At 54.8% G+C, this 11270-nt stretch carries 12 protein-coding genes; all 12 read left to right on the forward strand.

Features of this window, described 5'->3' with window-relative positions:
• The first annotated feature begins 96 nt into the window (after positions 1-96).
• The 12 genes from yabN (at position 97) to hpt (ending at position 11241) form a co-directional block, all read left to right on the forward strand.
• On the forward strand, positions 97-1593 hold the full coding sequence (gene yabN, locus PSAB_RS00230; RefSeq protein WP_025332595.1) for a bifunctional methyltransferase/pyrophosphohydrolase YabN: 1497 nt from the start codon (positions 97-99) through the stop codon (positions 1591-1593).
• 171 nt (positions 1594-1764) lie between these two features.
• A complete protein-coding gene (locus PSAB_RS00235; protein WP_025332596.1) occupies positions 1765-2037 on the forward strand; it encodes an HU family DNA-binding protein in 273 nt (90 codons plus the stop codon).
• Complete coding sequence (locus PSAB_RS00240) at positions 2037-2315, forward strand: RNA-binding S4 domain-containing protein (protein ID WP_025332597.1); 279 nt, start codon at positions 2037-2039, stop codon at positions 2313-2315. The genes PSAB_RS00235 and PSAB_RS00240 overlap by 1 nt, the downstream gene beginning before the upstream one ends.
• Before the next feature lie 192 nt (positions 2316-2507).
• Complete coding sequence (yabP, locus tag PSAB_RS00245) at positions 2508-2792, forward strand: sporulation protein YabP (protein WP_025332598.1); 285 nt, start codon at positions 2508-2510, stop codon at positions 2790-2792.
• Complete coding sequence (yabQ, locus tag PSAB_RS00250) at positions 2789-3352, forward strand: spore cortex biosynthesis protein YabQ (RefSeq protein ID WP_025332599.1); 564 nt, start codon at positions 2789-2791, stop codon at positions 3350-3352. Before yabP ends, yabQ begins: the two co-directional genes overlap by 4 nt.
• A 21-nt stretch (positions 3353-3373) precedes the next feature.
• The gene (locus tag PSAB_RS00255) at positions 3374-3703 is read left to right on the forward strand and encodes an FtsB family cell division protein (RefSeq protein ID WP_025332600.1); all 330 of its coding nucleotides are present in this window, start codon (positions 3374-3376) and stop codon (positions 3701-3703) included.
• A 131-nt stretch (positions 3704-3834) separates the two neighbouring features.
• A complete protein-coding gene (locus PSAB_RS00260) occupies positions 3835-4323 on the forward strand; it encodes a S1 domain-containing RNA-binding protein (RefSeq protein ID WP_025332601.1) in 489 nt (162 codons plus the stop codon).
• Positions 4324-4838: 515 nt separating this feature from the next.
• On the forward strand, positions 4839-7346 hold the full coding sequence (gene spoIIE, locus PSAB_RS00265) for a stage II sporulation protein E (protein ID WP_025332602.1): 2508 nt from the start codon (positions 4839-4841) through the stop codon (positions 7344-7346).
• Positions 7347-7461: 115 nt separating this feature from the next.
• Positions 7462-8202 (forward strand): vWA domain-containing protein, encoded by a 741-nt coding sequence (locus tag PSAB_RS00270; protein ID WP_025332603.1) that lies wholly within the window; start codon positions 7462-7464, stop codon positions 8200-8202.
• A complete protein-coding gene (locus PSAB_RS00275; RefSeq protein ID WP_226991748.1) occupies positions 8165-9127 on the forward strand; it encodes a serine/threonine protein kinase in 963 nt (320 codons plus the stop codon). Before PSAB_RS00270 ends, PSAB_RS00275 begins: the two co-directional genes overlap by 38 nt.
• Before the next feature lie 91 nt (positions 9128-9218).
• Entirely contained in the window at positions 9219-10643 is a 1425-nt protein-coding gene (tilS, locus tag PSAB_RS00280; protein WP_025332605.1) for a tRNA lysidine(34) synthetase TilS, read from the forward strand.
• A gap of 58 nt (positions 10644-10701) precedes the next feature.
• The gene (gene hpt / locus PSAB_RS00285) at positions 10702-11241 is read left to right on the forward strand and encodes a hypoxanthine phosphoribosyltransferase (protein WP_025332606.1); all 540 of its coding nucleotides are present in this window, start codon (positions 10702-10704) and stop codon (positions 11239-11241) included.
• Positions 11242-11270: the final 29 nt, after the last annotated feature.

Raw genomic sequence — 11270 nt, forward strand, 5'->3', positions numbered from 1 at the left:
AAAACCTGCTCCTGCAGGTTTAAGATTATACATCCGCCGCTAGAGTGCTGCGAGAAAGCGCAAGCAAGAAGGCCGCGGCTTAAGGAGAGGAATGGCATGAGCGCAAAATTAACGGTCGTCGGACTAGGGTCCGGCAATCCGGACCGGCTGACGCTGGGCATAGTGAACAAGCTGCGGGCGGCTTCCAAAGTCTACGTCCGCACCAAGGAGCATCCCGCGCTAAAGGCGCTTGTGGAGCTGGGCGTCGAATTTCAGTCTTTCGACGGGCTGTACGAAGCCTATTCGTCTTTTCCCGAAGTCTACGAAGCGATTACCGTGAAGCTGATCGAAGAAGCGCGCTTAGGTGACGCCGCTGCGGAAATCGTCTATGCCGTTCCCGGACATCCGATGGTGGCGGAATCCGCCGTGTCGAAGCTTCGCCTTCGCTGCGCGGACGAGGGGATCGATCTGACCATTCTTGGAGGCGAGAGCTTCCTCGATGAAGCGTTCGTGCGCCTGGGCTTTGACCCGATCGAAGGCTTTCAGCTGCTGGATGCTTCCGGCATCTCCCGCTCGCAGCTCCGGCCGGAGCTGCATACGCTGATCGGACAGGTGTACGATACCTTTACCGCCTCTGAGGCGAAGCTGTGCCTGATGGAGCTGTATCCGCCGGAATATGAGGTCGTGGTCGGCCATGCGCTTGGCGTGGAAGGGGAGGAGCGGATCGTTCGGGCACCGCTGTATGAATTGGACCGCCTGGAGGGATACGGCAATCTGTCGCTGATCTATATTCCGGCGGACCGCAGTGAAGGCTTACGGAACCGCACCTTTGCCCGGCTCCATGAAATTGTTGGCATTTTGCGCAGTCCGGAGGGCTGTCCCTGGGACCGTGAGCAGACCCATGATTCCCTTCGCAAAAATCTGATCGAGGAAACCTACGAGGTGCTCGAGACGATTGACGAGGATGATCCCGAGCATATGAAGGAAGAGCTGGGCGATCTGCTGCTGCAGATTATGCTGCATTCCCAGATGGAGGAAGAGCTTGGCACATTCAATGTGTTCGATGTGATTGAAGGGCTGAACGATAAGCTCGTCTTCCGCCATCCCCATGTCTTCGGCGACAAGGACGCCCAAGATGCGGAAGCTGCCCTGCAGAACTGGGAAGGCATGAAAGCTGAGGAAAAGCGGCGCAAAGGAATCAAACCGGAGGCCGATTCCGCGCTGAGCGGCGTTCCCCGGGATCTGCCGGCGCTCATGAAGGCGTACAAGCTGCAGAAGAAAGCGTCCAAGGTCGGCTTCGACTGGGACAATATCGGGGACGTGCTCGCCAAAATCGGCGAAGAGCTGGACGAGCTGAGGGAAGCGATCGATACCGGTGCCCCTTCGGAAGAGCAGATGTCGGAGCTTGGCGACCTTCTGTTCGCGGCGACCAACGCCGCCCGATTTATCGGAACCGACCCGGAGGAGGCGCTGACCCGCACCAACCGCAAATTTGTCGAACGGTTCCACTACATTGAGCGGCGTCTGAAGGACAAAGGAATCACTCCCAAGGACAGCAGCCTGGAGGAAATGGAAGCCCTATGGCAGGAAGCCAAGGCCGAAGAGCGCGCTTAAGCGGCAGACGGTGGAAACGCCAGATGTTTTTGTATAAATAGCGGCAGCGCGGCAGGGATTTGACAACCCATCCAGAATAGCATTAAGATGAAACGGCGGTTTTTGCGGAAAATGCCGTCCGACAAGAACGCGTTTCATTATTTTTCTTATTTCCGGGAGGAACACTAAACCATGAACAAAACAGATTTGATCAACAACATCTCCGAGAAAAACGGATTGGCCAAAAAAGACGTAGAGCTTGTGCTGAGCGGACTCCTTGGTGAAATCACCGAGGCGCTGGCAAATGGCGACAAAGTTCAGCTGATCGGGTTCGGCACCTTTGAAACGCGCAAGCGCTCCGGCCGCACCGGCCGCAATCCCCAAACGGGCACAACGATCGAAATTCCTGAATCGACCGTTCCGGCGTTCAAGGCCGGCAACAAGCTTAAAGAAGCTGTCAACTAATGCGTCTGGACAAGTATCTGAAAGTGTCCCGCCTGATCAAGCGCCGCACGGTGGCCAAGGATGTGTCCGAACAAGGCCGGGTGCTGATTAACGGGAAAGAGTCGAAGCCTAGCAGTACGGTGAAGATCGGCGACGAGATTACGGTTCAATTCGGTCAAAAGCTGGTAACGGTCCGCGTGGAGAAGCTGGTCGAAACGACCCGCAAAGACGAGGCGGCCGGCATGTACACGCTGCTGCGCGAAGAGCCGATTGCAAAGAGCAATGGTCTTGACTGGTAAGCGGCGAAAATGTTCTTTATTTAATCCAAGCGTTTCCCTGCGGCGTGCAGGGGAGCGCTTTTTTTGATCAAAGAATTAATGTTTCCGAAGTTCCCTGACTGGCCATGATCCGGAATCCGCCTTTGCCCCGGGTTGTTCTAAAGCGGCTCTCTCCGCCATAAATTAGGACTAGAAGGAGAGGGGGTACATGCCATGATCGAACCTGGAAGAACCGTCAAGCAGCATGATGTGCATATGCGAAGCCGCAAGGCAGTGGATTTAACGGGCGTGCAAAATGTGGAGAGCTTTGACAGCGGGGAGTTTCTGCTTCAGACGGAGCTTGGAACGCTCAGCATTCGCGGCAGCCATTTACATATCAAGAACCTCAGTCTGGAGAACGGGCTGCTGTCACTGGAAGGAAATGTCCATTCTTTGATTTACCTTGAACCGGGAGCGAAGGGTAAAAATAAAGGGCTGCTCGGCAAACTGTTCAAATGAATCCGGCCGTCCAGTGGATGACGCTGCTGTACATGATCGCCGCCGGGGCATCGATGGGTGTGGCCTTCGACGGCTACCGGGTAGTGTCGCTGAGGCTGCGGTTTCCCGGATGGCTGAACGCGGTGCTCGATCTTCTCTACTGGCTGGCATCGGCTCTTCTTGTGTTCAGGCTCCTGTACGCTGGAAATCAGGGGCAGCTGCGCTTCTACGCTTTTGTCGGATTATTTCTGGGCGTGTGGGCTTATTTTTTAATCTTCAGTGTCACGGTGCAGAAATTTGTGGTAATGTTAATTCAAACGGTGGCTTGGATATGGAAGCTGCTGACAAAGCTGCTGGGAATTCTGGTCGGCCTGCCGCTGCTGTGGCTGTGGAAGCTTACATGGGGACTGGTGCGGCTGATTGGCCGTATTCTGCTCTTTATGCTAAAGCTGCTGCTCCGGCTGACCAAGCCTTTATGGATTTTTCCCGTCAGATGGTTGTCTCCGGCTTATCGAAGGCTGCTGAGCAGCGCTCCGGTCGCCAAATTAACGGAATTTATTGCCGCAAAAAGAAAACGCTGACCTTGAAACGGGAGGACTTGCATGAACAGATATACTCCGGAACCGAAACAGCCTGGCGGGAGCGCATCCGCTGTGGGAGCCAAGAGACGCAGGCTGATCTGGATCGTTCTGATGGCGGTATTTTTTGGCTGGGCGGGATATATTTTCTTCGCTCAGAGCGCCCTGATTTCGGACAAGAAGCAGGAACTCGCACAGAAGCAGGAGAGCAGCAAGCAGGTCACCGACTCGCTGAGCCAGCTGAAATACGAGGTATCCCGTCTGAACGACAACGAGTATATCGGCCAATTGGCGCGCAAGTGGTTTAACATGTACCCCAAAGGCGAAGTTCCTATCCGGACCGAGCAACCCTGAGCAATAAGCCGGCAAAAAAGGGGCATTTCGCTCTGTTGCCTTGCTTTGCTCTTTCCTGTATAATCAAATCACCGCAGACTGGATTTTAATCGGGAAGTCTGTACATTCTTAAGGGAGGATCATTTTATTCTATGGCAATTGAAGTGGGCACCAAGTTAGAGGGCAAGGTGACAGGCATTACGCATTTCGGAGCGTTTGTAGATCTGTCAGGAGGTGTCACAGGTCTCGTTCACATCTCGGAAATCGCCGATAATTACGTCAAGGATGTCAACGATCATCTGAAGATTAATGATGTGGTAACGGTTAAGGTGATCAATGTCGACAAGGACGGCAAGATCGGACTTTCCATCAAGCAGGCTGTTGACAAGCCGGCATCGGAAGTTCGTCCGCCAAGAGCCCCAAGACCGGATCGTCCAAGCGGTGGAGACCGTTTCGGCGGCGGTGGTGGTGGCGGAGGCTACAATCGTGAACGGGGAGGGCGTCCATTCAAGCCTGCAGCCGGTAAACCTTCATTTGAGGATAAAATGTCACGCTTCCTTAAAGACAGTGAAGAACGTATGTCTTCTCTTAAGAAGAACACGGAAGGCAAACGCGGCGGCCGTGGAGCCAAACGCGTCTAACCTCATACTACAATTCAAATAAACCGCAGGGCCTCTGGCCGTATGCGGTTTTTTTCTGTGTCGGCCCGGCCTGCAGCCGGCTTTTCCGCTTCCGGTTATTCCCGGGAATGAGGTTTTTCCCGATTTTTTTGAAAGCGTTCTCTATTTACCCCGATATGCCTATTATTTTGTCGCCCGCTTGGAAATTTGCGACAGCATCCATGGGAATTCAGCTAAAGCTTGGAGCGTTTGCTGACGAATAGAAGTCTCCTAATTATGTAAAAAATTGGTCGTAAACCAGCTGTAAAGACTGTCCCGCAAGGAAAAAAGCGGTTTTCGGGACGGCCGGAACACCGCCTAATTTTGTCGGAAATTTCTTCTGGACGACCGTCTTGTTCTGACAAACTTTCCAAGTTGGCCACGCTTATAATGAGTACCACAAGAAGGGACGGCTTCGCTTCCTTGGGGCACTTGCTTTCGAGGCAACGGCACCGCGGGCCTTGTTCTTTAAATTTAAACGGGTGGTGTTCATCAATATGGGCAAAAGCAATGTGGTGAGTTTTCAGGAGTGGACAAGAGTGGAAGACGGCATGGAGGAAGAGAAAGCAGCATGGGGAGAGCGGTTCAAAGCATGGGGCAAGCACCAGCGTATTCTTCGTATGCTGGACACGAAAAAATGGATGCTGCTGCTCGGCTTCATGGGATTTCTGCTTGGACGAGCCATGATCCTGAACGAGTTGTCCCCGTTTGCTGCAGCCTTTTTCGCCATCATCGTTTTTATGCGCAAAGATTGCACGATTCCGGTCGGAGCCGCGATTCTTGCAGGTAGCTTGTATACTCCGTTTCCCGGCATATTCACGATAGCGGCCGAGCTTATCGTATTTATTCTTCTCTATAAAGGGATGGAGGCTTTCCAGCGAATTGATCTGGCCTACGCGCCGGTGATGGTCTTTGTCTCGTCCTTTATGGTCGGGCTGTTCCAGACGATTATCGGTCCTACGCTCTCCTGGTATCCGCTGATGATGACCACGCTCAACGCTCTGCTTGCTTTTGTGCTGACGCTTGTCTTCGTGCAAGCGCTACCGGTGCTGACCTATAGACAAAAAAGCCGCGTGCTGCGAAATGAGGAAATCCTATGCCTGATTATTATGCTGGCCTCCATTATGACCGGCCTCGTGGGCTGGAAAATAGGCGGATTATCGCTGGAGCATATCCTGTCTCGCTACCTGATTCTGATGTTCGCCATGGCCGGAGGGGCCCCGCTCGGCGCGGCGGTCGGCGTCGTGACGGGCCTGATCCTCAGCTTGGCTGATATCGGGGCGATCTACCAGATGAGCCTGCTTGCGTTCTCGGGTATGCTGGCGGGTATGCTTCAGGGCGGCCGAAAAGGCGCGGTCGCTTTGGGGATGCTGCTTGGTTCCAGCATTCTGTCCGTCTATTTCAGCGGACCGGGTGATATGATGAACTCCACCTGGGAGACGTGCGCGGCGATACTGCTCTTCCTCGCGACCCCCCGGGCCATCATTAAGGCCATTGCCAAATATGTGCCCGGCACGAGCGATCACAGCCGCTCTCAACATGAATATGCGCGGCGGGTTCGCGATATTACCGCGGAGCGGGTGACCCAGTTCTCCCAGGTGTTCCGGCAGCTCTCCACCAGCTTCGGCCAGATTCCGTCTGCCGGCGAAGCTGGCAAAACGACCCGGGAGTTGGAGCATTTCATGAATGCGGTCACGGAAGAGACCTGCTCCAGCTGCATCCGCCGCTCGCACTGCTGGGATTCGAAGTTCTATCAGACGTATAAGTATATGACCGATATGATGACCACGGTCGAAGAGAATCCGGAGATTTCAGCGGCGCGGCTGCCCGCGGAATGGGCGCGGATCTGCGGCAAGACGGACGAAGTTCTGGAGGTGATGCGGAGCCAATATTATCTGTACGAGCATGATATGCGCTGGAAGAGACAAATATACGACAGCCGCAAATTTGTAGCCGAGCAGCTCTCCGGCGTATCGCAGGTGATGGACGATCTGGCAAGGGAAATCAAACGCGAGGGGCAGGCGCTCTACCGGCAGGAAGCGCAAATCCGTCAAGCGCTGGAGAAGCTGGGCCTGTCCATCCACAGCATTGATATTGTCAGCCTCGATCCCGGGCGCGTGGAAATTGAGGTCATTCACGCCTACAACCGGGGCTTCGACGAATCCCGCAAAATGATTGCCCCGCTGCTGTCCGATATATTGGAGGAAAATATCTCGGTGAAGAGCGAAACGGCGATGAACAGCCGCGACGGCCTGTCGACCGTTACCTTTGGCTCGGCCAAAGCGTTTGAGGTTAGTACCGGCGTAGCCGGGGCCGCCAAGGGCGGGGACATGCTGTCCGGAGACAGCTTCAGCACGGCCGAACTCGGCAACGGGACATTCGCGGTGTCTGTCAGCGACGGTATGGGCAACGGGGAGCGGGCCCGGATGGAGAGCAGCGCGGCGCTCGGCATGCTGGAGAAGCTGCTGCAGTCCGGCATGGATGAGAAGCTGGCGGTGAAGTCCGTGAATTCAATTCTGCTGCTGCGTTCGCCGGAGGATTTTTACGCCACCGTGGACATGGCGCTGATCGATCAGTATTCCGCGCAGACGACCTTTATGAAGATTGCCTCGGCGCCCAGCTTCATTAAGCGGGGAAGCGAAGTCATTCCGATTACGGCAAGCAATCTTCCGATCGGCATCATTCAGGATATTGAGGTCGATTTCGTGACGATGCAGCTGCGGGCAGGCGATATTCTGATTATGATGACCGACGGCATTTACGATGCGCCCGGCTACGCTGTTAATAAGGAGGCATGGATGAAGCGGATGATTCAGGAGCTGGAGAGCAGCGATCCTCAGGAAATCGCCGATACTCTGCTGGAGAAGGTCATCCGTTATCAGGGCAATACAATTCATGACGATATGACGATTGTGGTCAGCCGCATCGAGCACTACCAGCCGGAATGGTCAACTCTGCATATACCGGGACTCTCCCGGATGGAGCGGCCGCGCACAGTGAGCTGACTGGCATTTTGCTTTAACCGCTTGTTCCTCCCGCATTCTGCCGCGTTTGGAATCTCTCAACCCAGGGCATACTAGAGAAGAGAGATTTCATTTAAAAAGCGGGAGGAATACGGACATGAAGCAAATATTGCTTATAACCGACGGATGCTCGAATGTAGGGGAAAGCCCGGTGATGGCGGCGGCGCACGCTCTTCAGGACGGGATAACGGTCAATGTGATTGGGGTTATCGACTATGGAACGATTGGCGAGCTGGGCGGCCGGGAGATTGAAGAGATCGCCAAAGCGGGCGGCGGCCTCAGCCGGATTGTGGGGACCCCCCAGCTGGCGCAGACGATGCAGATGATGACCCGCAAGACGGTGGTTCAGACGATTCAGCAGGCGGTTAATAAGGAGGTGAAAAAAATTCTGGGCGACGGCTCCTTGGAGGATCTGCCTCCGGCCAAACGTTCCCAGGTGGTAACGGTAGTCGACGATCTCAGTGAGAAGGCGGCGCTGCGGATTGCGCTCCTGATCGATGCCAGCGCCAGCATGAAGCCGAAGCTCGCGGCGGTGGAGGACGCGATCCGCGATCTGGCGCTCAGCCTCGAAGCCAGGGAGGGCATCAGCGAAATTTCCGTGTTCCATTTTCCGGGCTCTACAGGTGAACCAGCCGTGCTCGATATGGACTGGAGTATGAATGTATCGGATATCCGTACGCTGTTTGGCCGAATCCGAATGAAGGGGGCGACGCCGACGGGACCGGCGATTTTCAAGGTGCTTGAACATTTCCGGTATGGTACACTAAATGAACATCAAGGCCGCATGGCGGCACACTTGGATGAAGAAGAAGGGATGCCTGGTGGATATGTCGTCTAATCCGCCCCGTTCTCCCGGGGATGTCATTGTCGGCAAGTGGAGGGGGAACCGCTATGTCGTGGAACGGCTGCTCGGACAAGGCGCAAACGGTACGGTATATCTGGTGAGCCGGGAGGGTAGACGGGAGAAGTACGCGCTCAAAATCGGATACGATGCGCTCGATCTCCAGTCGGAGATCAACGTGCTGACCTCGCTTCAATCCTGCCGCGCGCGGCAGGATTGGCGGGACAGAAAGGCATCTCCGCTCGCTTCCTATTTTTTGGAATCGGACGATGCCGCCGAGGGGGGATTTCCTTTTTACGTTATGCGCTATGTGCAAGGTATGCCGCTGCATTATTTTCTGTCCAGGAAAGGTTCCTCCTGGCTTGGCCTGATCGGACTGAAGCTGCTCGAGCGACTGCGGGGACTGCATGAGTGCGGGTTCATCTTCGGTGATCTGAAGCCGGAAAATATTGTGGTGTCAGAGTACGGCGAAGCCGAGCTGATCGATTTCGGAGGAGCGGGTCCCATCGGCCGCAGCGTGAAGCAGTTCACGGAGTGGCATGACCGCGGCTTCTGGAACGCTGGCAGCCGGATCGGGGACGAAGGCTATGATTTGTTCGCCTTCGCGGTGCTCTGCCTGCGCCTTCTCGACGAGACTGGGATGAAACAGGCGGTACGACAGCTCCCGCAGACCCGAAGCGCCGAAGATCTGGTTAAGCTTGCGAATAAGCTCTCCGACAAAAAGCTGGCCTCTTGGCTCAGGACGGCGCTGAAAGGCGGATTTTCCTCGTCGAAGCAGGCCAGAGACTTGTGGAGAAGCCATGTGTACGAATCCCGGACGGTCAAGCATGAGCCGATGGCGACCCCGCGCTGGCTGACGGGCGCCTTTGCACTGTCGCTGTGTCTGCTGGCTTTTACCGTTTACTGGATTTATCGTTTTTAATATTCTATATTATACATACGGTAGGCATGCCGATTCATGCCGTTATCAAGCCGCGGGCTACTCTGCGGCCGGGCAGGGAAGGAAGCCGGCTATGGCCATATGGAATGAACTGTTGGAGTCGGTGATGGACGCTGCAGCCGAGCACGGGCTGTGGGAGCCTGGAGACGTCATTGTAGTCGCAGTGTCCGGAGGGCCGGATTCTGTGGCTCTTTTGCATGTATTGCATGAAATATCCGTAAGCCGGATGCCGCTCACTCTGATTTGTGCGCATGTGAACCACGGGTTCCGCGCGGAGTCGGCAGAGGAGGCTGAGTTGGTGCGAAGTATTGCCGAAGGGCTTGGAATCCCCTTTGAACTCGCCGAACTCGATATTCCTTCTTTTATGAAGGAAAGCGGCCTCGGGCCGCAGGAAGCGGCAAGGGAGAAGCGTTATGAGTTCCTGCTCGATACGGCAAGGCGCCGGGGAGCGCGTTCCATTGCTCTCGCCCATCATGAAGGCGACCAGGCCGAGACGGTGCTGATGCGGCTGCTGCGCGGCAGCGGGCTGTCGGGGCTTGCGGGAATGCGGTTCAAGAGAACCGAAAAAAACGTGGAACTTATCCGTCCTTTTCTTCGTATTAACAAAGCGGCGATTCTGGAGGTGTGTCGGCAGCGGGGCTACCGCTATGCGGAAGATCCCAGCAATGAACAGACGAAGTACACGCGCAACGCGGTCAGGCTGGAGGTACTTCCCTTTCTAACCGGCTACAGTCCGCAGCTGGGCCGATCGCTTACGCAGCTGGCGGAAATCGCCGGCGCGGAGGACGATTTTATGGAAGCGGCGGCCGCCGAATGCTTTGCCGGGAACGTTCGTCAGGAACAGGGCAAATGCACCCTGGACAGAGCTGATTTTACCGCTCTACCCTCCGCTTTACAACGGCGTTTGATTAAACTAATATTAAATTATCTGTCGGCGGATACGCCGGAAATCGATTTTCCTAAGGTTGAATCCGTGAGGCGGGGAATACTGCAGGATCTGCCCACCGCCTGGAGTCTCGATTTGGGCCGCGGCTTAACCTGTATACGGCAGTATAACACCATTTATTTCTTATCCGCTCCTTTGGATCATCAGGCAAGCTACGTGTATCGCGTGTCTTCGCCGCAGCCCCGGATTGAACTGGGGGAGATCGGCAAGGCAATTACGATGACGCTGGCACAGAGAGAGAATGAGGCGGTCCCGAGGGGAGAGGGCGGAAATCTGTCCGCCCGGTTCGACTATAAAGAGCTGGTCTTCCCGCTGATGATTCGTTCCAGATTGCCTGGAGATACCATGAAGGTCATGGGATTAAACGGAAGCAAAAAGGTAAAAGATATTTACATTGATGACAAAATACCTTCTACCGAGCGATCACGCATTCCCCTTGTGTGTGACGGACTTGGCAATATCGTCTGGATTCCGGGTGTTCGCCGCTCTGTCCATGCCGCCGTCGGGGATGACACGGATTCGGTTCTGCTGCTGTCGATTGAAGACCTGTAGAGGATAACCGTAATGGCCGCAGACAGTTTTTCATAGTATAACTTAGGAGGTTCGCAGGTTGCAGAACGATATTCAGGAAATTTTGATCAGCGAAGATGAAATTCAAGACAGAATCAAAGAGCTTGGTGCCCAGCTGAGCGATGTATATGAGGGACGCACTCCTTTGGTCATTTGCGTGCTGAAAGGCGCGTTTATTTTTATGGCCGATTTGGTCAAAGCCATTTCAGTGCCGGTCGAGATGGACTTTATGGCCGTATCCAGCTACGGAGCGACAACCAAATCTTCAGGTGTGGTGAAGATCATCAAGGATTTGGACGTTCCGGTCGATGGCCGCGATGTGCTGATTGTCGAGGATATTATCGACAGCGGGCTTACGCTGAGCTATCTGATTGAGCTGCTCCGCAATCGCAATGCCGCTTCGGTTTCCGTCGTGACCCTGTTTGATAAGCCGGCGGGACGTACCGTAAGCCTTGAGGCCGATTACACCGGTTTCGTCATCCCTGACGAGTTCATTGTGGGATACGGACTGGACTATGCCGAAAAGTATCGGAATCTCCCTTATATCGGGGTATTGAAGCCGGAGATTTACTCTAAATAAAACCATTGATCGCCTTGGTCTCCCGGATC

The sequence above is a fragment of the Paenibacillus sabinae T27 genome, from assembly GCF_000612505.1.
Lineage (GTDB): Bacteria > Bacillota > Bacilli > Paenibacillales > Paenibacillaceae > Paenibacillus_AQ > Paenibacillus_AQ sabinae.

Excerpts from the sequence above, each read along its gene's own strand:
- yabN (WP_025332595.1), top strand. The coding sequence starts at position 97 with ATGAGCGCAAAATTAACGGTCGTCGGACTAGGGTCCGGCAATCCGGAC.
- PSAB_RS00235 (WP_025332596.1), top strand. The coding sequence starts at position 1,765 with ATGAACAAAACAGATTTGATCAACAACATCTCCGAGAAAAACGGATTG.
- PSAB_RS00240 (WP_025332597.1), top strand. The coding sequence starts at position 2,037 with ATGCGTCTGGACAAGTATCTGAAAGTGTCCCGCCTGATCAAGCGCCGC.
- yabP (WP_025332598.1), top strand. The coding sequence starts at position 2,508 with ATGATCGAACCTGGAAGAACCGTCAAGCAGCATGATGTGCATATGCGA.
- yabQ (WP_025332599.1), top strand. The coding sequence starts at position 2,789 with ATGAATCCGGCCGTCCAGTGGATGACGCTGCTGTACATGATCGCCGCC.
- PSAB_RS00255 (WP_025332600.1), top strand. The coding sequence starts at position 3,374 with ATGAACAGATATACTCCGGAACCGAAACAGCCTGGCGGGAGCGCATCC.
- PSAB_RS00260 (WP_025332601.1), top strand. The coding sequence starts at position 3,835 with ATGGCAATTGAAGTGGGCACCAAGTTAGAGGGCAAGGTGACAGGCATT.
- spoIIE (WP_025332602.1), top strand. The coding sequence starts at position 4,839 with ATGGGCAAAAGCAATGTGGTGAGTTTTCAGGAGTGGACAAGAGTGGAA.
- PSAB_RS00270 (WP_025332603.1), top strand. The coding sequence starts at position 7,462 with ATGAAGCAAATATTGCTTATAACCGACGGATGCTCGAATGTAGGGGAA.
- PSAB_RS00275 (WP_226991748.1), top strand. The coding sequence starts at position 8,165 with ATGAAGAAGAAGGGATGCCTGGTGGATATGTCGTCTAATCCGCCCCGT.
- tilS (WP_025332605.1), top strand. The coding sequence starts at position 9,219 with ATGGCCATATGGAATGAACTGTTGGAGTCGGTGATGGACGCTGCAGCC.